Below are 23,573 nucleotides of genomic sequence, written 5' to 3'. Positions count from 1 at the left end.
GGACGGCCGGTCCTGACGATCATCCGGTCGGCGTCACCGATCGTCGGCGACGCCGCCCTGTCCTCGCCCTTCGAATGGCCGCCTTCCACATCACCCGTGCCGCCGACGATGCGTGCGGGAGGGTGACCGTGTCGCGCGCGAGAATGGCAGTGGCCCGGGCGACTGTCGCGGCCGACGATGTGGCCACGCTGCCCGAGTCGAACGGCGGGCGTGGGTCGTACTCGATGGCCAGCTGGATGGCCTTGGCACGCTCCTCGCCGTCCATCTGCGCCGCGATCCACAGGGCGAGGTCGATGCCTGCGGACACGCCGGCCGCGGTGACGACGTCGCCGTCGTGCACGATTCGTTCATCGGCGCAGGGTGTGGCCCCGAACGCACGCAGGGTTTCCACGGCCTGCCAATGCGATGTCGCCCGCCGGCCACGCAGCAACCCGGCGGCACCGAGGATGACCGAGCCGGCGCAGACCGACGCGGTCCAGGTCGCGTGCTCACGCACGGCGCGCAACCACTTACGCAGTTCGGGATCGTCGGCGTGGATCATCACCGAAGCGCTGCCGCCCGGAACCAGCACGATGTCCGGGCGGGGAGTCTCCCGAAACGTATGGGTGGCGCCGATGACGAGGACCCCGGAATCTGCGGTGATCGGCCCGATCTCGTGCCAGACGAACCGGACGTCGGCACCGGGCAACATCCGCAACACCTCGTACGGACCGATCAGGTCGAGCGCGGTCAGACCCGGGTAGGTGACCAGCGCGATCTGGGTCACGCCGCGGTTCCGTCCCGAACGTCGGAACTCCGGAACGGTGTGAGCCGCAGGATGTGCCGAAGCAGGGAGCCGAGGAGCGGGCGGAGGAGCGGAGCAGTCCACCGCCAGGGGAGGAACCCGATCCACCGCGGCGACCCCGCGATCTCCCACGTGACGACGACCGTACCGGAACGCTCACCGTCGGCGATGGTGAAGCGCTCGACGAAGCCCTTCACCGCGAGCGGCACCGAGACACCGTCACCGGTGAGCGTGAGTCGCTCGCGATCGGCGACCTCGATGACCTGCTCACTCACCGCCAGGAACGTGCCCGACATCCACCGCCGCCGCCCCGACCGCACGGGGGATGACGCGTCGGCCGGGCCACTGCCGGTCGTCCAGTGCGGTCCGTGCACCAGCGGGAGATTGCCCAGGTATGCCGACCCGGCAATGCGGTCCCACACCTCGCGGCGCGACAACGGCGTCGTTTCCACCACCGTGATGGCCAACGACGCGCGTTTCGCGACGTAGGCGTCGACGTCGTCGAGACCGATCGCCCGCACCCGGAAACGGTCGGGTCGCTTCGCCAGCGCGTACAGGATCGCCAAACCGATCAGTCCGATGACACCCAGTGCGAGGATCACCCCGATCACCGTCCACATGATCTGCGTGCCACTCATACAGCTCCCGATTCTGTGTCGTGTTTCATATATGAAACCTGAACATACGACCGATGGTCCCACGAGGGCAATGCTGCGCGTCGACGACCGCGGCGATCAGCGGTCAGTAGCCGCGGATCAGGAGCCGCGGTCAGGAGCCGGCGATCAACTCGTTGAGCCGGCCCTCGACCATGCCCACCGCGAGCCCGAGCGCACCAAAGCGCTCATTGGTGGTCTGTCCGTGGTAGTAGCGGTAGTAGATCTGCTGGGCGATGACCGCGAGGCGGAAATGCCCGAATGCCTCGTACCACCGCCATTTCTCCGGTGTCATATCGAAACCCATACGCTCGCAATAGCGTTCGACGAACTCGGCGCGGGTGATCATGCCCGGCAGATTCGTGGGGACCCGGCGCATCGCCTGGGTGGCCTCGTCGTCGTCGGCCTGTACCCAGTAGGCCAACGACCCGGCCACATCCATGAGCGGGTCGCCGAGGGTGGCCATCTCCCAGTCGAGGATGCCGATGACGCGCGTGATGTCGTCGTGGGAGAACACCACATTGTCGAGTTTGAAGTCGTTGTGGATGACGCAGTTCGCGATGTCCTCGGGCTGGTTGTCGGACAGCCACGCCATCACCGCCTCGTAGTCGGGGACGTCGTCGGTGCGGGCGTTGCGGAAGCGCGCCGACCAGCCGTCGACCTGCCGTCGCACGTACCCGTACCCCTTGCCGAGGTCGGACAGGCCGGCCTGCTCCGGGTCCACCGAATGCAGCTCGACGAGCACGTCGATGAAGTTGACACACAGCGCACGCGCCTGCTCCGGCGAGAGCGTCACCTCGGGCGGGAATTCCTTGCCCGCGATCACGCCGTCGATCTTGCCCATCGCGTAGAAGTCCGAACCGAGAACCGAGTGATCGTCGCAGAATGCGATCATCGGAGCGATGTAGGGCAATACCGCCGACAGCTTGGACTGGATCCGGAACTCGCGGCCCATGTCGTGTGCGCCTTTGGCTTTGGTGCCGGCGGGCGCCCGCCGCAGGATCACTTCGCGGGTCGGATAGGTCAGCAGGTAGGTCAGGTTCGACGCTCCACCGGAGAACTGCTTGACCGCCGGCACCGCGTCGAGACCGGCCGGGTCGTCGGCGTGATCACGCAGCCACCCGGCAACAACCTCGACGTCGAATGCGTCCTCGGTACGCACCTCGCGCGCACCGGCCACCTGACTGCTCACTGTCGCCTCCTCATCGGTACTTCCCCAGTTCGAGCCGTGCGACGACCCCGCGGTGGACCTCGTCGGGGCCATCGGCCAACCGTAGCGAACGCGCCCCGACCCATGCGGCGGCAAGCGGGAAGTCGTCGGTGAGTCCCGCCCCGCCGTGCAGTTGGATCGCCAGATCGATGACGTCGAGTGCCATGTTCGGCACGTCCACCTTGATCTCGCTGACCGCCGACAGCGCCGCGCGGGACATCCCCTGGTCGAGCAGCCATGCGGCATGCAGCACCAGCAGCCGGGACCGGTTGATCGCGATTCGTGCGTCGGCGATCCGCTCGCCGTTGCCACCGAGCTTGGCCAACGGACGACCGAATGCCGTGCGGTCCATCGCGCGGCGCACACCCAACTCGAGAGCGCGTTCGGCAAGGCCGATCGCCCGCATGCAGTGGTGTACGCGGCCGGGGCCGAGCCGGCCCTGCGCGATCTCGAAGGCTCGCCCCGGACCCAGCAGGATGTTGGTCGCGGGGACCCGCACGTCGGTGAACGAGACCTCACCGTGGCCGAGGGGTTCGTCGAAATAGCCCATCGTGGTCAGCATCCGATCGACCCGGACGCCGGGCGTATCCATCGGGACGAGCACCATCGTGTGGCGGCTGTGTCGGTCGGCGTCCGGGTCGGTCACGCCCATGAACACCAGGATGCGGCATTCCGGATTGCCCACCCCGGTGGAGAACCACTTGGTCCCGTTGATCACCACGTCGTCGCCGTCGAGCACGGCGGTCGCGGCCATGTTGGTGGCATCCGAAGACGCGACGTCGGGTTCGGTCATGCAGAAGGCGCTGCGGATCTCGCCGGTCAACAGCGGCTCGAGCCACTCCTGACGCTGGTCCTCGCTCCCGTAGCGGAGCAACACCTCCATGTTTCCCGTGTCGGGCGCATTGCAGTTGAACACCAGCGGGGCGAGCATCGAGGCCCCCATCGCCTCGGCCACGGGGGCGTAGTCGATGTTGGACAGGCCCTCGCCCCGGTCGGTGCCGAAGTCCGCCGCATAGCGCCCGGCGTGCTCTCGGGGCAGGAACAGATTCCACAGCCCCGCAGCACGCGCCCTGACCTTGAGATCGGCGAGTACCGGCGGTGGCGTCCAACGATCCTCGCCGTGCTCTCGGCGGCGCGCGATGTCACGGTGCACCTCGGGTTCCACCGGCGCGATGTGCTCGGCGGTGAAGGCACGGATCCGTTCGCTGAGTTCGGCCGATCGCGACGACGGGGCGAAATCCATGCCCCGACGTTAACGTGCCGGTCTCGCCGCGCGTGGTGGAATCCGACCATGCCGCCGAAGCCGGGTGGCGCAGCGTCGAGAAATCCACGCACACAACATGACCCACAGCGCGCCGAGCACCCACCCGGCGACGACGTCGCTGGCCCAGTGCACCCCCAGGTACACCCGCGTACAGCCGATGGCGATCGATGCGGCCGGCGCGAGGAGCAGCACGAGCGGGTGCGCGCGCACCCAGGAACTGCTGCGGTGGGCGGCGACGGCGAGGAGCCCGAACACCACCATGCTGATCATCGCGTGACCGGACGGAAACGAGTAGGTGTCGATGGCGAACAGCCGGTCCGGCAACGGCGGACGCGATCGGGCGACGAGCTGTTTGATCCCGACCATGAGGACGTAGCCGCCGATCGATCCCGCGGCCACCAGGATCGCCTCGTCTCGTTGGCCTCGCAGCGCCAACCCTGCGGCCGCAATGGTCACCACCAACGCGAGCACCACCGTGTTGCCGATCGCGGTGACGACGAACGCGAGATCCGTGAGCACCGGAACCCGGAGGTCGACCGCCGCGTCGGTGACGGCGTCGTCGACGGGGTTGGCAGCGTAAATCACCTGCTCAGCGCCTCTCCTGTGACGGCCGGGTCCGCCTCAAGTCGGGCCCAAGCGGTCCACAAGTCATGCACCCCACCCTAGTGATGTCCACCCACCTGCTCGCCGGTGCTGACCGCACCCGCCACGGTTCCCGGAGCACTCACCGAAGGAAGATCCCCGATGAACACCACACTGCTGTATCGACTGGGTAGGGCGTGCGCAGCCCATCCGGTCCGCGCCCTCGTCGGTTTCGTGATGGCACTCGCCGTGCTGCTGGGTGCGTCCTCGGCTCTCGGCGGGCAGACCCAGGAGGACTGGGATGTCGCCGGGACCGAATCCCACCGCGGCATCGAACTGCTGCGCGAGCACGTGCCCGGAGCCGGCAACGCCTTTGCCAATGTCGTCGTCCATTCCGAGAACGGTGCGCTGTCCGCGGCCACCACGACCGAACTGCGCGAACGTCTCGAACGCATGCCCCATGTCGCAACGGTCGCCCAACCCCGGTTCAGCGCCGATCGTGACACCGCGATCGTCTCGGTCGGCTATGACGTCCCGGAGACCGATCCCGATCTGATGGGCGACGCGAGCGCGCTCACCGACGCCGTCGACCCGATCCGTGCCGACGGTCTTCAGGTGGAGATGAACGGCTCACTGCCGGAAACCGCGGCGGCGCCCATCAAGGGCCACGCGGAGATCATCGGCATCACTTTGGCGCTGTTGATCATGGTCTTCGCATTCGGTTCCGTCGTCGCGGCAGGACTGCCAATCCTGTCGGCGATCGCCGGCCTGATCGCCGGATCTGCCGGCGTGCTGGTACTGGCCGCCGCCATCGACGTCAGTCCCTCCGCTCCGATGGTGGCCAGCATGGTGGGCCTGGGCGTCGGCATCGACTACGCGTTGTTGGTGGTGAGTCGACATGTCGAGTTCCTGCGCCGCGGCCACGACCCGGTGGATGCCGCCGCCCGCTCGGTGGCCACTGCCGGCCGCTCGGCGGTGTTCGCCGCCACCACGGTGCTGGTGTCCCTGATGGGCCTGCCGTTGGCGGGACTGCCGACCTATTCGTCGTTCGGTTTCGCCACAGCGATCGCAGTGGTCGCCATGCTGGTGGCGACCCTGGTGCTGGTTCCGGCGCTGTGCCGACTGGCCGGTCGGCGGATCGTGCCGCGCACGGCGCGGGCGCTGTCGGCCGAACCCGACGCCGACACGATCACCGCCCGTCCGCCACTGACTGCCCGCTGGGCCACACGCGTCGGTGCCCGTCCGGTCGCAGCGGTCCTGATCGCGATGACCGTGATGCTCGCGCTGGCGGCACCCGCCATCTCGATGCGCACGTGGCCCCAGGACTCCGGAGCCCAGTCGGCCGAACTGACCACCCGCAAGGCGCACGATCTGCTGGCGGCCGAATACGGTGCCGGAGCCAACGCCGACGTGATGATCGTGGCGCCGACCGACCAGGTCACCACCGCGCAGCTGACCACCGCGCGTTCGGCGACCGAACGCGTCGACGGCGTGACCACGGTGGCCCCGATCGCCCAGTCCCCCGATGGCGCCCTCGAGATCATCGGTGTCACCATCGCCCACGACCCTGCCGACGCGGCGACCGTCGACGTTCTCGACGCGATCCGCGCACAGCTTCCCGACGGCGCGATCCTGACCGGGTACACCGCCTACCTCGACGACATCTCCACGCTGCTGCAGCAACGCCTGTGGGTCGTGATCGGATTCGTGGTGACGGCGTCGGTGGTGCTGCTGACCGTGCTGTTCCGTTCGGTGGTGGTCCCGGTGAAGGCGGCGCTGATGAATCTGCTGTCGGTCGCCGCCGCGTACGGGGTGATCACGATGGTGTTCCAGTGGGGCTGGGGTCTGTCCCTGCTCGGCGTGGATCACCCGGTGGCCGTGTCGAGTTGGGTACCGATCCTGATCTTCGCCGTGCTGTTCGGGCTGTCGATGGACTATGAGGTGTTCCTGCTGTCCCGCATCCGCGAGGAGTGGCTGGCCACCGGCGACGCCCGCGCCGCAGTGATCGGTGGACTGGCCAAGACAGGACGGGTCATCACCACCGCCGCCGCGATCATGGTCGCGGTCTTCATCAGCTTCGCCACCGAGACCGACATCGTGCTCAAGATGCTCGGACTCGGCATGGCGGTCGCGGTGCTGCTGGACGCCACCCTGATCCGGATGGTCCTGGTACCCGCGACGATGTCGCTGCTGGGACGGTTCAACTGGTGGCTGCCCGCGTGGTTGGACCGCGTGCTGCCCCGCATCGACGTCGAGGTCGACGACGACCGGCCGGTCACCGCTCCGGCCACCGAACGCGAACTCGCCCGGACCTGATGCATCACGTCTTCCGCTACGATCCCGACGCCGCACTCTGAGCCGACGTGGTCAGCGCGCGGCCAACGATCGTGCGATCACGAGGCGCTGAATCTGGTTGGTGCCCTCGAAGATCTGCGTGATCTTGGCCTCGCGCATGTACCGCTCGACCCGGAAGTCCCGGGTATAGCCGTAGCCGCCGAAGACCTGCACGGCGTCGGTGGTCACGTTCATCGCGGCGTCGGTGGCCACGAGCTTGGCGGTGGCGGCGGCCCGCGAGTACGGGCGGCCGGCATCCCGGCGGCGGGCGGCATCCAGGTAGGTGGCTCGCGCGGTGTCGACGGCCGCCGCCATGTCGGCCAGCACGAAACCCAGGCCCTGATGATCGATGATCTTACGTCCGAACGCCGTTCGCTCCTGCGCGTAGTCCACCGCCGCGTCGAGCGCCGCCTGCGCCAGTCCGGTCGCCACCGCAGCGATGCCGAGGCGGCCGGAATCCAACGCGGAGAAGGCGATCGACAGCCCCTCGCCCTCGGCACCCAGGCGACGTTCCGTGCTCACCAGGGCATCGTCGTAGGTGGCCGATGTGGTGGGGACCGCGTGCAGGCCCATCTTCTCCTCGGGTTTGCCGAACGTCAGCCCCTCGGTGTCGCGTGCGACGAGAAAGCAGCTGACCCCCTTCGACCCCTCGCCGGTACGGGCGAAGAGGTTGTAGACGTCGGCGATCCCGCCGTGGGTGATCCACGCCTTCGCCCCGTTCACCCGATATCCGCCGTCGACGGCCGCCGCGCGGCAGGCCAGCGCCGCAGCGTCGGATCCCGCCTGGGGCTCCGACAGACTGTAGGCGCCGACGAGTGTGCCGTTGAGCAGATCCGGTAGCCAGCGCTGTTTCTGTTCTTCGGTGCCGTAATTGAACAGCGGGTGGCAGGCGAGGCCGTGCACACTGACCGCCACGGCAACCGCCGCCCAGCGCGCACCGAGTTCTTCGAGGACCTGCAGATACACCTCGTAGGGCTGGCCGCCGCCGTCCCACTCGACGGGGTAGGGCAAGCCGAGCAGACCGGCCTCCCCCAACTCGGCGAAGAGCCCTTCGGGGTACTTCTCCGCCTTTTCGTACTCGTCGACGATGCCCGCGAGGCGCTTGTCGGCGAAGTCCCTGGTCAGCGCGATGAGATCGTGTGCTTCATCGCTGGGCAGTAGACGATCGACGGGCATACCAGGACCTCCGAGGGATCTAGAACAGTACTTAAGTACTGTCGATAGTACTATGTTCGGCATGGACGACACCATCGGCTTCGGCACCCGCCGACGCGAAGACCTGTTCGACCGGCTGCTCGCCCTACTGTTGGCCGAGGGTTTCGCACAGCTCGGCGTCGCCGATCTCGCCAAGCGGCTGCACTGCTCCAAATCGACCCTGTACACCCTGGCCGACAGCAAGGAACAGTTGGTCGCCAAGACCGTGACACAGTTCTTCCGCACGGCCACAACGCAGGTCGAGTCGGCAGTCGCCGGGGCCGACACCGCCCGAGACAGGGTGATCACGTACCTCATCGCGGTCGGCGATGCATTGGCCCCGGCATCGGATGCGTTCATGACCGATCTGCACGCGTTCGGGCCGACGCGGCAGCTGTACGAACACAACACGGCCGCCGCCGCCCGCCGGGTGCAGCAGCTCATAACCGACGGCGTGGCCGCCGGCGAGTTCCGCGATGTGGACGCCTCCTTCGCCGCCGACCTCGCGGCCTCGATGATGAGCCGCATCCAGCGCCGGGAGGTCGCGGTGACCACCGGGCTCGACGATGCGTCCGCCTATCGGCAGCTGGCCTCGATCCTCACGGTCGGGATAGCCGCGGCAGGTGCGTGACCCCGTGCTCATCGACCCACCAACCGACGCGTTTATCGCGTCGATCTCCGTTGCGCCACAATCTAACCCAGAGTTCCTCGTGTAGCCGTACGTCGGCCCGGCCGATGTCGTGTCCCCACTGCACGGCAAACAGCGTGGCCTCCGGGCAGTCACGGGTGGCGGCGACTCCCTCGCCGACCACCTCCGCACGCACCTCGTCGTCCACCATCGGCAGGTCGAGTATCTCGGCCAACGCCGCAGCGTCGTCGCGGTCGGGCCGCACCCCGGCGAGGACCAGCTCACCGGAGCCGAAAACCTGCACCATCCACGGCCGGTCGAGCACCACGGCGTCGGTGACCGCTTCGCCGGAGGCAGCGCGCACCCGTTGCGGCACAGCGAGCTCTGCCGCATCGCAGACGCCGATTCGCACCGCCCGGACCACGGCGGCATGCACGGCAGCCGCGATACCGGGGGCGATGCGGCGGTCGGGGTCACCTAGGTGGGTCAGCACGGTGTCGGCGTCGTCGGCGGATTCGATCTCGATCCCGCCGAGCGCCGCCCCCAACGCATCGGCGTGGGGGTGGTCGAGCACGTCGCGGACTCCCACCATCGACAGATCCGAGGGCGCGCGGTACCACCCGAGCCGATGGCCACCGATGACCGCGTGGTGACGCAACCACCACGCGGTGTAGCCGGATGGGTCGTCGAGCATCACCGCGGTCGTCGAGTCGGCGGCCAGCAGCGTCAACGCCTCGTCCCAACAACCATCGTCGACGAGGTCCAGATCGCGGACTGCCGCAAGGGTGTCCGGCGGCGCATCCAGCGTCGACCACCAGCGCTCCTCGTCGGGTAGGTCGTGGTCGGGTGCCACCGGCAGTTCGTCGACGAGAGTGAGAAAGCCCCAGCCGACACCGATGCGGCGCAGTACGTCGCCGCCGACCCGACCGACCAGATCCGGGGACACCTGCCCGAACGGCGCGTCGTCGACCAGCACCGCCGCCAGCGGGCTGTCGGGTAACAGCAGTTCGTCGGCCGCCCGGAGCTCACCCTGCGCGTCGGGCAGGGGCAGACCTGCCAACCATTTCGGCACGGCCGCATCCGCATCCGCGCACAGCAGGGCGAGGACCTCATCGGCCACCCGCCCCAGTTCGTCGTCGTCGGCCTGTTCGACCAGCTGTTGCAGCGCCGGGTCGGCCACCGCCTCGGCCACCGCCACCGTCCGGGCACCGAGTCGTTCGATCAAGGGATGACGTGCCCGGGTGTGCACGGTGGGCAGCCAGCTCATCGCGGTGTCGATGCCGTCGGCGAGAAACAGGCCGCGTGCGCCGATGCCGAGCCGTTCGTCGGAACGCGGAATCGGTAGGGCGCCCAGTTCCTCCGCGTCTGCCGCGGTGGTGACCAGCGGGGACAACGCCGCGTACAGGTCACACCACCAGGACGGGTCACGCTCGGTACCGACCAGGCGTTCGGCGAGCTCGGCGAGGCCGATCACCGTGACCCCGACCGATTGCAGCCGCGCCAGATGACGCCGCTCGGACATGTCGGGATGGGCCAGGTCGGCCATCAGCGGGGCGAGCACCTCGGCGAGTTCAGGGGTGAGGTCGCCGAAGACCACCGACCGACTCGGCACCAGATCGTTCCCGGCCGCACCCGGCAACCACTCACGTTCGGACAGGTTCTCGACTACCGCGTGGCCGAGAGCTGCGTCGTCACGATTGCGGGCATGTGCGGCGATCGGGATCAGCGCCGGCCGGTCCGACAACGGCAACGCATGCAGTAGCTCCGCGTACCCCTGTGCGGCCGAGCTGATGTCGGCGTCGGGATGGAGATGACGCCGGTCCGGGGTGAGCGGGAGATCGGTGATGCAGATGGCGGGCATCGACAGTTCGACGTCGGTGGGTGTCGGGGCGCGCAGCACGTTCTCGGTCAGCGCGGAGCGCCGCGCGCACACCGCACCGCCCTCGTCGACCTCGATCAGCCATCGGGTGTCTCGCCCGGCCTGCAGCCATCGATGGACCACGCAGTCGGTCGGCGACGAGGCGGTGATGGTGAGCAGTTGCGTCGCGGCCGACAGGCTCCCCTTCCTCGCACGCTCCTCGGCGAGCGGGGGCATCTCTGCGCGCTCGATTCTCACCGTGGTGTCGGCGACCGTGATCGCACCGAGTCCGTCGAGCTCCACCAACAGCTCGGGCGCCTGGCGGCGGGCGGTCGCGAGGAGGTCGGCGGCCGCGACGCCATCGCAGAGATGCAGCACGATCTCCGTGTCGTGACCGCCAGACGGTACGGCGGCCACCGGCCAGGCCAGCCGCAGCAACGGCGGGCGGCGGGCGGCGGGATCGATGCCCTCGGCAGTGAGGGTCGCCGCGGTACGGTCCCGATCGAATACGAAGGAGGCCGACGTCGAACGCACCTCCACGCGATCGGCGACCGCCGCGGTGGCGGTGAAACCGACGCCATAGCGCCCGACCGTGTGCGATTCCGACGATTTCGCCGAAACCCGTAGCGAGAGGAGGGACCGAAGGCCATCAGCCGAGACGGGCGCTCCCGTGTTGGCGACGTGCACCGTCCCGCTGTCGCCCGCCCAGATGCTCACCCGCCCCGTGATGCCCGCCGCACCCGCAGCGTCGGCGGCGTTGGCGATGAGTTCGGTGAAGAGCCGGTCGCGGTAGCCGACGGTGACCAGATCGTCTTCGGTGGTCGCGTCCTCGCGATAGCGGTTGGCCGACGCCCGCCACGACGACACGGTGGCGGCGCGCAGGTCGCCGGTTCCGAACGGGTCGGGGGCATCGGCCCCGCAGTCGGTCAGGAGACCGCGTCCCCGCCGGAGTCCGCGGTCACCGCGACGATCTCCACGACACCGTCATCGAACGCGTCGTAGGCGGGTGACCCCTGGCCGCGGGGCGCGGCGACGTCGGAGTGGGCGCCGCAGCCGTAGCCGGCGGCCACCACATGTCCGTCGGCCGAGTACTCGTTGGCGCAGACACCGAACGCCGGCCGCAGGGCGCCGGCGAGCGGCACGTAGAAACCACAGGTCGCGCAGTTGAAGGGCGCCGCGGTGGCCATGTCGCTGTGCGGACCGAAATCGCCGTCGTGCCACCGCTGGGCCGCCTCCTCACGCCCCTCCGGGCTGAGCAGGCGTCGACGTCCGAGACCGATCTCACCGGCGATCTGACCGATGTCGTCGGGATCGGCGGTGTCGTCGTCGAAACGGAACTCGTCGGCGGTGTCGATCTGGTTGGGCACCAACCGGTGGTCGTCGGGTTCTGCCGCCAACATGTCGCCCGGTGTCAGGTCACCGGCGGCGATCCGTTCGTTCCACGGCACCCAGTTGGGCGCCAACAGCGAGTCCTCGCCGGGCAGCAGGACGATCTCGCTGACGGTGATCTCGTCGTGGCCAGGCGCACCCGCGACCACGACGCACCATTGCCACCCGCGATAGCCGGGCAGGTCCGCCTCGAAATAGTGGGCGACCGCCCACTCCCCCTCCGGGGTGCTCTCCAGGTGCCGTCCCGGACGCTGGCCGTCCTCGACGAGCGCTGTGCGCGCCACGTCGGCGGCGGCGAGCAGTCGGTCACCGTCGAATACTAGAGTCACCCCTCCAGTGTGCAACACGAGCGCGCGGTCGTGGCACGGACCCGCCTCGCTGGTGCCGACCATCCGCAACCGGGCGGCCGTCATGAGGAACAATTGTCGGTGTGAACCGACCCAGTCCCCACTCGCCCCGCCGGGACGACGGTGACCCGACCCGCTTCCCAGGCCGCGACGGCGCGGTGGGCAGCGGCCACGATCGGCGCAGCCCACGACAGCATCCAGGTACCGCGAACTACCCTGCCGACGAGGGCCGTTCCGGACGCGCCGGTGGCCGGGGGGCGGCCCGCGGCCCCAACGATCACGCGTACCTGCCGCCGCGCACCCACAATCCGCACCTGCCCCCACTCGACGACGATCCCGCCGATCCGGCGGCCACCGACCGAGTCGGCGGAACACGCGCCATGCCGTCGACGGCCTCCACCGATCCGCGGATGCCCAAGAAGCTCACCGTCGCCCGGGTGGCGGCGATGCGCAGCCGCGAACTGACCGGGCGCGGGGTGGGCAAGATCTACCAGGCGGCCACCGCCGATGGCGCCGACCGGTCGGGTATGACCGCGTTGACGCTGCCCGTCATCGCGAACTTCGCCGTCGACGCGGCGATGGCGGTGGCCCTGGCCAACACACTGTTCTTCGCGGCGGCGACGGGCGAGTCGAAAACGAATGTCGGCCTGTACCTGGCCCTGACAATCGCACCGTTCGCGCTGATCGCCCCGCTCATCGGCCCCCTGCTCGACCGACTCCAGCACGGACGCCGGATCGCGATGGCCACCACCTTCGGTCTGCGTGCCGTGCTCGCGCTGCTGATCATGGCGAACTCCTCGTGGGACTCGGCCGCGCAGCAATTGCAGTACGACCCGTGGGTGCTGTACCCGTGCGCGCTGGGCTTGTTGGTGTTGTCGAAGTCGTTCGGTGTGCTGAAGTCGGCGGTGACCCCACGCGTGGTGCCGCCGTCGATCGATCTGCCCCGGGTGAACTCCCGGCTGACCACATTCGGCCTGATCGGGGGGACGCTCGTCGGCGGTGCCGTCGCCGCCTTCTTCGAGCTGCTGCTGGCCAAGGTGCTGCCATTCCACATTCCGGGTGCCATGGTGTGGCTCGCCATCATCGCGGTCATCGGCGCCTGGCTGTGCATGCGTATCCCGTCGTGGGTGGAGGTCACCGAGGGCGAGATCCCGACCACCCTCACCTATCACGGCGAACCGGCGATGTCGCGCGCCCCCGAACACGATTCCGGCGCCGGCGGCGGGCTGAAGGGTGCGCGGGAGACGGCCAACGAACTCGCCCAGAAGATGCGGCAACCCCTGGGCCGCAAGGTGGTGGCCGGGTTGTGGGGCAACGCGACCATCCGCATTCTCACCGGGTTCTTGACGCTGTACATCGCGTTCTACGCCAAGGCCCAACAGGATGTGCACTCCGACTGGACGCAGCTGGTGCTGCTGGGTGCGGTCGGCGCCGCTGCGGCGGTCGGCAACATGCTCGGCAACGGCCTCGGCACCCGGCTGGAGTTGAAGAATCGGCCGATCATCGTGGTGTGGTGCACCGCGGCGTGTTTCGTCGTGGCGATCCTGGCCGCCATCTTCGGCAGCATCGTCGTCGCCACCGTTGCGGCCTTCGTCGCCTCCGGTACCAGCGCGATCGGCAAGGTGTGCCTGGACTCCTCGATTCAGGACGACCTGCCCGACGAATCGCGGGCATCGGCCTTCGGCCGGTCGGAGACGGTGCTGCAACTGGGTTGGGTCTTCGGCGCGACCCTCGGTGTGGTGTTGCCGACGACGCTGTGGATCGGGTTCACCGTGGTCGCCGTGCTGCTGGGCATCGGTTTGGTACAGACGGTGCTGACCAATCGCGGGTCCTCGCTGGTCCCGGGTATCGGCGGCCGCCGACCCGACTACGCCGAGCCGACGGTGGCGTTCATGGCGGTCGGCGACACCGACCGACCCTGGCGCCGGGGTTCGCACGGGTCACCGTCGACAGCGCCGACCCGTGCGCATCGGGCCGCCCACGACCCACGCCGGCCCGATCTCGATCCCGGCCGGACCACGCCCCCGACCAAACCCCATCACACAGGACGGCACTAGACGGTGAACCTCAGCAGTGCGGACAAGAAGGCCCTGACCATCATCGCGGCGGTGGTCGTCGCATTCGTGGTGATCGTCGGCGGGACCGTCGCGGTGTTGACCAGGGACGCGTGGTCGGGCGATGGGTCCGACGAGGAACCGTATCTGCACCTGGCGGTGGGTGATCGGCTGGTACAGGTGGAACCCACCCGGATGTGTGACGTGTTCCTGGAGAACTGCGAGCCGGAGGACCCCACCGACATCGACGTGGCGCGCGTACCGGTGCCGGTCGGCGAGTCGATGATGCTCTCGGTGTCCCAGGACATCGCGGAGTGGCCGTGGAATCTCGTCGTGCAGTACCTGACCCCGGAGGGTCCGGATGGCACGGTCGTGCCGATGCGGTCGAACTCCACCTACACCACGGTCCTACACTCCTCCCCGGAACGCATCCTGATCGCGATAGAGGTCCAGCTGCCGTCGGTCGTCTCTGCCGGCGACGACACCGTCAGCATGCGCGGTTACCTTGCCGCCGACACGTCCCCCGAGGGCATGGAATTGCCGGGGAGCGGCGCGGGCCTCAGCGCTCCAGCTCGCGGGTGACCGCGCGCACCACCTCGGAGATCCGCTGTGAGGTCTTGCGGTCGGGGTAGCGCCCCTTGCGCAGTTCGGGTTGGACAGCCCCCTCGAGGAGGGTGATCAGATCGGCGACCATGCCGTGCAGTTCGTCGGGGGTGTGTCGCTTGGTGTCCTTGCGGGCGGCCTCACGGGCATTCTTCGCCACACTGGGCGCAGGATCGAGCACGGCGACCTTGAGCGCCTGTGGCCCACGGCGACCGGCGGCCATGCCGAATTCCACGCGCTGACCGGGCTTGAGTGTCTCCACTCCCTCCGGAAGTGCGGACGAACGGACATAAACGTCCTCACCGCTCTCTTGCGACAGGAAGCCGAAGCCCTTCTCCGCGTCGTACCACTTCACCTTGCCGGTCGGCACTGTGCTCACCCTCATCTGCGTTTTCGGACGTGTCATGACAAAAGCGCCCCTCACCTGACCCAGCAGCCGGCCCGAGTCCGGGCGCGGCCCTCCATCAGATGAGCAGAGGCGCCTATGAGCACACAGTCTAGCCAACCCGCGCGGGCGCGGTCACATGGAATACCTCACCCCAGGCCGAATACCACCTCGAGCGCGTCTTCTCTACGCACGCCGCCGCCACCGGAGGGCCCGGTGTTCTACCGTGGAGGATATGCAGAGCCACTCCTCTCCCCGCCTTCTGCAGGCGGCCGGGGTCGTCTTCGCGATCGGGATTGCGGCGATCGTCGCGTTGTTCGTGACGCCGCTGGTCACCGACGGCGACACGGCGCCCACCTTCGTGTATCTGCTGACGATGTGCGCACCGTTGGGATTCGTCCTCGGGATCGCGTTCGCGCTGCGGGCGGGGCGGAGGACCCGGTGACCGTCGATTCCGTGATGCCCGTCGCCGAGGATCTGAGCCCGGCCGCCGACTCGGCGACGCTGCGCCGCGCCTACAGCTGCTTTCCGTCCGGAGTGGTCGCCGTGGCCTGCCGACTCCCGGATGCCGACGGCACCGCCTCTGCGGCCGGCATGGCCGCGAGCGCATTCACGACCGTCTCCCTGGACCCACCCCTGGTGTCATTGTGCGTCCAGAACACCTCGACGACCTGGCCGCGGCTGCGTACCGCGCCGGCCATCGGAGTCAGTGTGTTCGCCCAGGACCAGTCCGAGCTCTGTCGCCAGCTCGCCGGCCCCGCGGAGTCCCGCTTCGACGGCATCACACCGATCCGGACCGCCGACGGCGCGGTGTTCATCCCGGACGCGGCGGCGAGCCTGTCCTGCTCGTTGTTCAACGAGATCCCGGCCGGCGACCACACCCTGGTGCTGTTGCGGATCGAGGCATTGCGCTTCGATCCGGGCGTGGAGCCATTGGTCTTTCACGCCAGCACATTCCGGTCGCTGGAAGCACTGAGGGAGGGCCGATGAGCACCGTCGCGCTCGGCCTGCCGACCACTCCCTCCGACCGGGCGGAGCCCACCGATGCCCCGACCACCGGGCCGCTGCGCGACCGGTTCGGGCGGGTGGCAGCCGACCTACGGGTGTCGGTGACCGACCGCTGCAATCTGCGGTGCACCTACTGCATGCCCGCCGAGGGACTCGACTGGCTGCCGACCGACGCCGTCCTCACCACCGACGAACTGATCAGAGTGATGACGGTCGGGGTTCGTGATCTCGGCATCCGTTCCATCCGATTCACCGGCGGCGAGCCGCTGTTGCGCCGGGACCTGGAGGATCTGATCGCGGCGATGTCGGCGCGACCGGAGCGTCCTGAGATCGCGATGACCACCAACGGGCTGGGCCTCGCCCGCCGCATGGACGGTTTGGTGGCGGCCGGCCTGGATCGGGTGAACATCTCGTTGGACACGGTGGACGCGACCCGATTCGCCGAGATCACCCGGCGCGACCGCCTGCACGACGTGCTCGCCGGTCTCGCCGCGGCCCGTTCTTCCGGGCTGAGTTCGGTCAAGGTGAATGCTGTTCTCGCCGATCACACCGACCTCGGCGGGCTTCCCGAGCTGGCCCGGTACTGCCTCGATCACGGATACCAACTCCGCATCATCGAACAGATGCCACTCGACGCCGATCATCGGTGGGACCGCGCATCCATGGTGACCGCAGACGAGATCCTCGCGGTCCTGCGCGACCACTTCCCGTTGCGACCCGACCCCCGCCCGCGCGGCAGCGCGCCCGCGGCCACCTGGCTCGTCGACGGTTTCCACGTCGACGGTGCGCCGGCACGGATCGGGGTGATCGCCTCGGTGACCCGCCCGTTCTGCGGCGACTGTGACCGCACCCGACTGACCGCCGACGGCGCGTTGCGCAATTGTCTGTTCGCGCAGGGCGAGACCGACCTGCGCAACGTGTTACGCAGTGGGCTCACCGGCCAAGACCTCGACGACGCACTCGCCCGACGCTGGCGGGGCAACACCTGGGTCAAGTCGGCCGGTCACGGTGTGAACGACCCGGGGTTCCTGCAACCGAGCCGGCCGATGTCGGCCATCGGAGGCTGACACGTGCAGCTGACCATTCGGTATTTCGCTGCGGCACGAGCGGCGGCCGGTACGGACTCGACGGTTCTCGAAGTGGCCGACGACGCGACTCTGGGCGATCTGGAGGCCGTGATCGCCAAGGACAACCCGGATCTCGAACGAGTGCTCGAACGGTGTTCGTATCTGCGGGATTCCATCGCCCTGTGCGACCGCACCGTCCAGCTCGGTCGGTGCGAGACCGTCGACGTCTTGCCGCCATTTGCCGGTGGCTGACGCCACATCCGCTTGTGAGCTTGATCACATAACGGATTGATCACGGCTAGGACACGACTCGACCATCAGGCCGTGAGCAGGCAGGACGCGAAATCTGAGTCGAAAGCCCCACTCAGACTCGGAAAATGCACTTGCCAACAACGTGATTAGCGATGCGAGAAGTCGTAGTGTGACTGAACGACGCCCCTGGGGGTCACGAGAACGTAACCAAATGCATACGTCGCATCGGCCGCGCCGAACCTCGCTCCACCGATGAGACGCACGAGAACGACATCTAGGAGCGAGGACGGGGGACCCACCTCCCGCAAGGGAATCGGACGTCGCACGACGTCCTTGGGGTCAAGTCCCGCGTTGACAACCGTCACCGACGGGGCCGGGCACCTCTCGCCCGAACCCGACAGCTGACTTCGTAGGCGCGTGGAGAGAGGAAACAGCAATGTCCGGACGTCATCGCAAACCGACGACAGCCACCACCACCAAGACCTTCGCCAAGGTCGCGCTGACCGGGGCCGTCCTGGGCGGCGGCGCCGCTCTGCTGGGTACCGGTACCGCCAACGCGGCCACCGACGCCGAATGGAACCAGGTCGCCCAGTGCGAATCCGGCGGCAACTGGGCTATCAACACCGGCAACGGCTACCACGGCGGCCTGCAGTTCAGCCCCAGCACCTGGAGTGGCTACGGCGGCGGCGAGTTCGCCCCGACCGCCGACCAGGCCACCAAGGAGCAGCAGATCGTCGTGGCCGAGCGCGTACTCGCCGGACAGGGCAAGGGCGCCTGGCCGACCTGTGGCACCGTGCTGTCGGGCCCCACCCAGCGCTCCGCACCGGCTGCACCGAAGCCCGCCCCGGCGTTGCCGAAGCTGCCCGAACTGCCCGCTCCGTTCGACTGGGCCACCACTCCGGACGCCGGGAGCACCGCAGATGTGACCAAGCAGGTCGACCAGGCTCTGGGGCAGGCGATCGACAACAACCAGATCACCCCCGAGGTGCGCGACCTGTGGAAGGCCGCCAAGCAGAGCGGCTACGAGCTCACCCCGGAACAGATCGAGCTGTTCAACCAGCACAAGGATCAGCTGCCCAACCCCTGATCGGCGGCAGCCGACCGCGCCCACACGGGCCCCCGTCGAAGGGCCCCGCACGATGGCTCGTGAGCCCGTGCGGGGCCCTTGTCCAATTTCTGGGCTCGGGCTGCTGCGCCGTCCGCTCAGTCGTCGCCCAGGCGCCGACGCTCGTTCACCGGGAGCACCACCCACATGCAGGCGAAGACGACCACGGCCATCGCCGCCGCCGACAATGCCGCCCACCCGCCGAACACGATGTCGAAGATCACGGCGAGGACGCCGGTGAGTGCCATCCCGAGGAATGTGATGCCGATCAGGGTCAGTCGATGGGCACGGTTGACCAGCCGATCGATCGCGTGCCGGCGAAACAACAGTCGATGCAGTGCGACCGGTGAGATCAGGGTGATGGTGGACAGCACCGCGAACACCAGGCTGACCACGAAGACGTACTGCTGGCGCGCCGTGAGTTCCTCGAAGCCCTCTTGAAACGGGACGGTGAGCATCAGGCCGGTCAGGATCTGGCCACCGGTCTGCACCACCCGCAATTCCTGCAGCAGACTCGCCCAGTTGCGGTCCAGGCGTTCGGTGCGGGTCTCGTTGCGCTCGGTGTCGCGCGGCGATGCGGCAGGCTCGTCGTCGGTGGTCACGCCGATCCCACCCATTCCTCGGTGCCGTCACCGAAGTGCTGATGCTTCCAGACAGGCAGCTGCGCCTTCACCTGATCCACCAGTTCCGCGCAGATCTCGAAGGCGGCACGACGATGGTCGGCGGCGACCGCCACGACAAACGCCGCATCGCCGATCGCCAGATCACCCACCCGATGGGACACCGCGACAGCACGAACCCCCTCGGCATGCGACACCACGGCCTCCACCACCTGCCGCAACACGTCGGGCGCGGTCGGATGTGCCGAGTAGTCGAGTCGGGTCACCTCCCGGCCATCGTCGTGATTGCGCACGGCGCCGACGAAACCCACCACGGCCCCGGCACGGCCGCCGGCCGCCCGGGCGACGAGATCCTCGTGTTCGCTGAGCCCGATCGGCTCATCGGCCAAAGCACTACGCACGACCTGCACCGCTGCGGTGTCACTCACCTGTGATCGCCTCCTCGGATCTGGTCGAGTGCGTGATCGAGTACCCCGTCGAGCACGGTCAAACCATCGCGCACGCCACCGGTCGATCCCGGCAGGTTGACGATCAGGGTCACGCCGGCGACCCCGGCCAGGCCACGCGACAACACCGCGGTCGGAACCCTCGGCAATCCTGCCGAGCGGATCGCGTCGGCGAGCCCGGGAACCTCCAGATCCAGGACCTCGCGGGTTTCCTCAGGGGTGTGATCGGTCGGCGTCAGCCCCGTCCCACCGGTCGTGATGATCAGGTCGGCATGGGCGGCCACACCGGCGCGCAAAGCTGCGCCGACCGGCGGTCCGTCGGAGACCACCATCAGTTCCTCGACCACGAAACGACGCGCGGTGAGCCATTCGCTGATGATCGGCCCGGTACGGTCCGGATATTCGCCGCGGCTGGCGCGGGTGGACGCCACCACGATCCGCGCCACTCTCGGATGACCGCTCGGCGCGGGATCAGTCACGGTGCCACGGCCCGGATTTCCCACCGGTCTTCTCCAGAAGTCGGATATCGGTCATGCAGGCCCGGCGGTCCACCGCCTTGACCATGTCGTGCAGAGTGAGCCCGGTGACCGCGATGGCGGTCAGGGCTTCCATCTCCACGCCGGTCTGACCGCTGGTGGACACGGTCGCGGTGACGTCGATGTGGTCGTCGGCGATGGCGAAGTCCACCTCGACCGACGACAACGCCAGTTGATGACACAACGGGATGAGTTCGTCGGTGCGTTTGGCAGCCATGATCCCCGCAATTCGCGCGGTCGCCAGGACGTCGCCCTTGGGCAATTTGCCGTCGCTGAGCAGGCCGATGACCTCGGCGGTCGTTCGGAAGGTGCCGCCGGCCACCGCGCGCCGCGTCGTCGCCGCCTTGCCACCGACATCGACCATGCGCGCGGCGCCGGTCGAGTCGATGTGACTCAAACCGGCCGGACCCGACGATCGGTCCTGTTCAGACACCCGAGGATCAGCGATTGATGACGGTCTTCGACTGGACGAAGGGAAGGTCATCGACCGGGATCGGGAATTCGACCTCGCCGAACGGGGAGAGCGCACCCGAGATGTGGGTGGCGAACTCGGAGACCGCGTGCTCGGCGGCGTCGCCGTTTCCGTCCTTCGGCCAACCGTTGTCGACATACTTCTTCTTCTCAGCCACGCGCTCATTGTGCCATGCGCCCCAGGGCGCCGTGACGGGGAAACCGCCTGGCTGCCCATGCTCAGTAGAATCGGCCGAATGAGTGCGGATGACCAGGGAGTGAGCCTGGCCGACGATCTGGCGCTGCGCAGCGACGACGATCTCTTCGAGTTGCTCGCCGCGCGGCCGGATCTGGCGTCGCCGCCACCCGCCGGCACCGGGGTGCTGGCCTCCCGTGCGCTGGCAGCCCCGTCGTCGGCGCTGGTGGGCGAGGATTTGGATCTGCTCGACATCGCGGTGCTCGAACAGGTGATCGCGCTGGGCACCGGGTCCGCCGGACGCATTCCCGCTCCGACCTCGATCGACGCCGTCGTCGCCGCCCTGTCCGGACGTGCCGACGATGATGAGATCATCGCGCGTGTGCACCATCTGCGCACCCGCGCCCTGGTGTGGGGACCGGACGACGCGATCGTGTCCGGTGCGCACGCGTCGGCCGCGCTCCCGTGGCGGGCGCACCACCTCACCGGGCCCCTGGCGCGGCACTCGGCCCAGGAGCTGCAGTCCCGACTCGATGATCTCGACGAACGGGAACGCTCGCTGCTCGACACCTTGTCGCGTGGGCCGGCGCTCGGACGCAGCCGCGACGCGGCCCCGGATGCCGATCCGAATCAACCGGTGGCACGTCTCATCGCGCAGGGGCTCCTCGCCCGCATCGACGCCCAGACCGTCGAGTTGCCGCCGATGGTCGGGCAACTCCTGCGGGGCGAACCACCGCTGCACACCACCGACCTGCGTGCACCCGCACTGCACGACGCGACGGCAAAGAAGCGCTTCTCGCACTCCGCCATCGACGCCGCAGCCGGCGGTGAGGCGATCGAACTGGTCCGCCACACCAGCACGGTGATCCGGGTGCTCGGTGCCACTCCGGCGACGGTGCTCCGCAGCGGTGCGCTCGGCGTGCGGGAATTGCGCAGGCTCGCGAAGGTCAGCGGATTGGAGCAGCAGCGCGTCGCCTTCATCGTTGAACTCCTCGCCTACCTGCGGCTGATCGACGCCGGATTCCCGGACCCGCCGCCGGCCAACGACAACGGCGAACTCGCCTTCGCCCCGACCGCGACGGTCGATGGGTGGCTGCATCATTCTCCCGATCGGCAGTGGGCGGCTCTACTCGGCGCCTGGCTCGAGATGCCCCGCCGGGCATGGCAGATCGGTGAACCCGACCGCGATGGCAATGCGCTCGCCGCGCTGTCCGGCGAACTCCACGACGCCTATGCCCCGCGTCAGCGGCGCGCGATCCTCGACACCCTCGCGACGGCCACCCGATCGGTCCCGGTGGACACCGATGCACTGGTCAGTGCGCTGCATTGGCGGCATCCGCGGCAGATGCGCCGCTACTCGCGTCGTGTCGTCGAGCAGACACTGCGCGAGGCGCGCGAACTCGGGGTGGTCGCCCACGGGGCGCTGACCGGGGTCGGGCGCGCGGCGATCGGGCCCGGCGAACCCGCAGACGCGGAATCACGGCTGCTCTCCGCGATGCGTCTGGCCCTGCCCGAGCCCGTCGACCACTTCCTCACCCAGGCGGACCTGACCCTGACCGTACCCGGGCCGATGACCCCCGAACTCGCCGAACAGGTCGATCTGGTGGCCGACCTGGAGTCCGGCGGCGCAGCGTCGGTGTACCGCGTGTCGGAGAACAGCGTGCGCCGCGCGCTGGATGCCGGACGCACCAGCAGCGAGCTGCTCACGATGTTCACTGCGCACTCCAGTACACCGGTCCCCCAGTCACTGACCTATCTGATCGAGGACGTCGCCCGAAAACACGGTCAGCTACGTGTCGGGGTGGCCGCGGCGTTCGTCCGGTGTGAGGACGCCGCCACGCTGGCAGCGGTGATGCGCAGCAACGCTGCCGAACACCTCGCGCTGCGCGCGCTCGCGCCGACCGTGGCGGTGTCGCAGGCGGAGGTCCGGGACGTGATCGATCGCCTGCGGGAGGCCGGATTCGCCCCCGCCGGTGAGGATTCCACCGGCACCCTGGTGGATTTGCGCGAACGCGGCGCGCGGGTCGGCGTCACGCGGGCGCGGCGCCAACCCCAGTCCCGGCGCCCGGCCGCGTCGCCGGATCAACTGCGCTCGGTCATCTCGCGGATGCGTTCGGCGGATCGCGCGGCATCGGCGCGTCCCGCGGCCGCCGACACCTCGCCGGCGCCGGTCCGCGCGTCCGGCGGTGGTGAGTCGGCCACCGCGCTCATCCAATTGGCGCTACGGGTGAACCGCCGCCTGCGCGTCGACTACGTCGACGCCCAGGGCTCGGCGAGCCGCCATGTGGTCACTCCGCGCACCCTCGGAGCCGGGCAGCTCATCGCGGTCGACGCGGGAAGTGACGAAGAACAACGCTTCTCGCTGCACCGGATCACCAGTGTCGAACTGCTGGAGGCCTGAGGTGCGCGGTCGATGAGATCCCGGCGACCCACCAACGTCGAATCGGTGATCGAGGCCCGGACCGACGCGTCGAGGAACTCACCCGTGTGCGTCGGGTTGTCTGCGGTCGAGTGACCGGGATCAGCCCGCTGACCTGCGTCCGGGAGGATGTCCCCCGCATCGCCGCCGGGCAGGCGCTTCCGGCAGCCTGACAGGACTTGCACCCAT

General features: G+C 68.7%; 24 protein-coding genes and 1 riboswitch. Of the genes, 10 read left to right on the top strand and 14 right to left on the bottom strand.

Features of this window, described 5'->3' with window-relative positions:
- Positions 1-19 precede the first annotated feature (19 nt).
- The 5 genes from NWF22_RS16935 to NWF22_RS16915 all read right to left on the bottom strand — a co-directional run bounded on the left by NWF22_RS16935 (position 20) and on the right by NWF22_RS16915 (position 4,496).
- Complete coding sequence (locus tag NWF22_RS16935) at positions 20-766, bottom strand: DJ-1/PfpI family protein (RefSeq protein WP_160902875.1); 747 nt, start codon at positions 764-766, stop codon at positions 20-22.
- Positions 763-1,422, bottom strand: coding sequence for a hypothetical protein (locus NWF22_RS16930; RefSeq protein ID WP_160902874.1), 660 nt, complete (start codon positions 1,420-1,422; stop codon positions 763-765). The genes NWF22_RS16935 and NWF22_RS16930 overlap by 4 nt, the downstream gene beginning before the upstream one ends.
- Positions 1,423-1,552: 130 nt before the next feature.
- Entirely contained in the window at positions 1,553-2,629 is a 1,077-nt protein-coding gene (locus NWF22_RS16925) for a phosphotransferase family protein (protein WP_160902873.1), read from the bottom strand.
- 10 nt (positions 2,630-2,639) lie between these two features.
- Positions 2,640-3,890, bottom strand: a complete 1,251-nt coding sequence (locus NWF22_RS16920; RefSeq protein WP_160902872.1) for an acyl-CoA dehydrogenase family protein — start codon at positions 3,888-3,890, stop codon at positions 2,640-2,642.
- A gap of 9 nt (positions 3,891-3,899) precedes the next feature.
- Complete coding sequence (locus NWF22_RS16915; protein ID WP_258321186.1) at positions 3,900-4,496, bottom strand: phosphatase PAP2 family protein; 597 nt, start codon at positions 4,494-4,496, stop codon at positions 3,900-3,902.
- Positions 4,497-4,655: 159 nt separating this feature from the next.
- Between NWF22_RS16915 and NWF22_RS16910 the strand changes: the two genes are divergently transcribed.
- Positions 4,656-6,809 (top strand): MMPL family transporter, encoded by a 2,154-nt coding sequence (locus NWF22_RS16910; protein WP_160902871.1) that lies wholly within the window; start codon positions 4,656-4,658, stop codon positions 6,807-6,809.
- 51 nt (positions 6,810-6,860) lie between these two features.
- Here NWF22_RS16910 and NWF22_RS16905 read toward each other — a convergent pair whose 3' ends face one another.
- On the bottom strand, positions 6,861-8,003 hold the full coding sequence (locus NWF22_RS16905; protein ID WP_160902870.1) for an acyl-CoA dehydrogenase family protein: 1,143 nt from the start codon (positions 8,001-8,003) through the stop codon (positions 6,861-6,863).
- A gap of 61 nt (positions 8,004-8,064) precedes the next feature.
- On the opposite strand from NWF22_RS16905, the gene NWF22_RS16900 reads away from it, so the two are divergent.
- Positions 8,065-8,652 carry a TetR/AcrR family transcriptional regulator gene (locus NWF22_RS16900; protein ID WP_160902869.1) on the top strand — a complete coding sequence of 196 codons (588 nt, stop codon included), beginning with the start codon at positions 8,065-8,067 and terminating at the stop codon, positions 8,650-8,652.
- Here the strand turns inward: NWF22_RS16900 and NWF22_RS16895 are convergent.
- On the bottom strand, positions 8,621-11,374 hold the full coding sequence (locus NWF22_RS16895) for a sacsin N-terminal ATP-binding-like domain-containing protein (protein WP_160902868.1): 2,754 nt from the start codon (positions 11,372-11,374) through the stop codon (positions 8,621-8,623). The two genes, NWF22_RS16900 and NWF22_RS16895, sit on opposite strands and share 32 nt — an antisense overlap.
- A gap of 59 nt (positions 11,375-11,433) precedes the next feature.
- Positions 11,434-12,225 (bottom strand): DUF3027 domain-containing protein, encoded by a 792-nt coding sequence (locus tag NWF22_RS16890; RefSeq protein WP_160902867.1) that lies wholly within the window; start codon positions 12,223-12,225, stop codon positions 11,434-11,436.
- 101 nt (positions 12,226-12,326) lie between these two features.
- Between NWF22_RS16890 and NWF22_RS16885 the strand changes: the two genes are divergently transcribed.
- Both NWF22_RS16885 and NWF22_RS16880 read left to right on the top strand, forming a co-directional pair.
- Positions 12,327-14,300: an MFS transporter gene (locus NWF22_RS16885; protein ID WP_373691927.1), complete on the top strand. Its 1,974-nt coding sequence runs from the start codon at positions 12,327-12,329 to the stop codon at positions 14,298-14,300.
- A gap of 3 nt (positions 14,301-14,303) precedes the next feature.
- On the top strand, positions 14,304-14,879 hold the full coding sequence (locus NWF22_RS16880; RefSeq protein ID WP_160902866.1) for a DUF2771 family protein: 576 nt from the start codon (positions 14,304-14,306) through the stop codon (positions 14,877-14,879).
- On the opposite strand, the gene NWF22_RS24515 is transcribed toward NWF22_RS16880, so the two are convergent.
- Positions 14,857-15,270 (bottom strand): cold-shock protein, encoded by a 414-nt coding sequence (locus NWF22_RS24515; RefSeq protein ID WP_160903352.1) that lies wholly within the window; start codon positions 15,268-15,270, stop codon positions 14,857-14,859. The two genes, NWF22_RS16880 and NWF22_RS24515, sit on opposite strands and share 23 nt — an antisense overlap.
- Before the next feature lie 250 nt (positions 15,271-15,520).
- Between NWF22_RS24515 and NWF22_RS16870 the strand changes: the two genes are divergently transcribed.
- From NWF22_RS16870 to NWF22_RS16850, 5 genes are all read left to right on the top strand, one after another.
- The gene (locus NWF22_RS16870; protein WP_160902865.1) at positions 15,521-15,730 is read left to right on the top strand and encodes a hypothetical protein; all 210 of its coding nucleotides are present in this window, start codon (positions 15,521-15,523) and stop codon (positions 15,728-15,730) included.
- A gap of 14 nt (positions 15,731-15,744) precedes the next feature.
- Positions 15,745-16,275, top strand: coding sequence for a flavin reductase family protein (locus NWF22_RS16865; RefSeq protein WP_160903351.1), 531 nt, complete (start codon positions 15,745-15,747; stop codon positions 16,273-16,275).
- A complete protein-coding gene (gene moaA / locus NWF22_RS16860; RefSeq protein WP_160902864.1) occupies positions 16,272-17,360 on the top strand; it encodes a GTP 3',8-cyclase MoaA in 1,089 nt (362 codons plus the stop codon). The genes NWF22_RS16865 and moaA overlap by 4 nt, the downstream gene beginning before the upstream one ends.
- A 3-nt stretch (positions 17,361-17,363) precedes the next feature.
- A complete protein-coding gene (locus NWF22_RS16855; RefSeq protein WP_160902863.1) occupies positions 17,364-17,612 on the top strand; it encodes a MoaD/ThiS family protein in 249 nt (82 codons plus the stop codon).
- Positions 17,613-17,870: 258 nt separating this feature from the next.
- Positions 17,871-18,044: riboswitch (cyclic di-AMP (ydaO/yuaA leader) on the top strand.
- 4 nt (positions 18,045-18,048) lie between these two features.
- Complete coding sequence (locus NWF22_RS16850; protein ID WP_160902862.1) at positions 18,049-18,699, top strand: transglycosylase family protein; 651 nt, start codon at positions 18,049-18,051, stop codon at positions 18,697-18,699.
- A 116-nt stretch (positions 18,700-18,815) separates the two neighbouring features.
- Here NWF22_RS16850 and NWF22_RS16845 read toward each other — a convergent pair whose 3' ends face one another.
- The 5 genes from NWF22_RS16845 to NWF22_RS16825 are packed head-to-tail and all read right to left on the bottom strand — an operon-like array spanning position 18,816 to position 20,948.
- Positions 18,816-19,319, bottom strand: a complete 504-nt coding sequence (locus NWF22_RS16845; protein ID WP_258321185.1) for a DUF6328 family protein — start codon at positions 19,317-19,319, stop codon at positions 18,816-18,818.
- Positions 19,316-19,765, bottom strand: a complete 450-nt coding sequence (locus tag NWF22_RS16840; protein WP_160902860.1) for a molybdenum cofactor biosynthesis protein MoaE — start codon at positions 19,763-19,765, stop codon at positions 19,316-19,318. The genes NWF22_RS16845 and NWF22_RS16840 overlap by 4 nt, the downstream gene beginning before the upstream one ends.
- Positions 19,762-20,262 (bottom strand): MogA/MoaB family molybdenum cofactor biosynthesis protein, encoded by a 501-nt coding sequence (locus tag NWF22_RS16835; RefSeq protein WP_160902859.1) that lies wholly within the window; start codon positions 20,260-20,262, stop codon positions 19,762-19,764. Before NWF22_RS16835 ends, NWF22_RS16840 begins: the two co-directional genes overlap by 4 nt.
- Positions 20,255-20,752 (bottom strand): cyclic pyranopterin monophosphate synthase MoaC, encoded by a 498-nt coding sequence (gene moaC / locus NWF22_RS16830; RefSeq protein ID WP_258321184.1) that lies wholly within the window; start codon positions 20,750-20,752, stop codon positions 20,255-20,257. Before moaC ends, NWF22_RS16835 begins: the two co-directional genes overlap by 8 nt.
- Positions 20,753-20,759: 7 nt before the next feature.
- Entirely contained in the window at positions 20,760-20,948 is a 189-nt protein-coding gene (locus NWF22_RS16825) for a hypothetical protein (RefSeq protein ID WP_160902857.1), read from the bottom strand.
- 78 nt (positions 20,949-21,026) lie between these two features.
- On the opposite strand from NWF22_RS16825, the gene NWF22_RS16820 reads away from it, so the two are divergent.
- A complete protein-coding gene (locus NWF22_RS16820) occupies positions 21,027-23,366 on the top strand; it encodes a helicase-associated domain-containing protein (protein WP_160902856.1) in 2,340 nt (779 codons plus the stop codon).
- Positions 23,367-23,573: the final 207 nt, after the last annotated feature.

Origin of the sequence: Gordonia mangrovi, assembly GCF_024734075.1 — a bacterium.
GTDB lineage: Bacteria > Actinomycetota > Actinomycetes > Mycobacteriales > Mycobacteriaceae > Gordonia > Gordonia mangrovi.
Note: the sequence above shows the minus strand (reverse complement) of the source record. Positions and strands in the feature narration are given on the sequence as shown.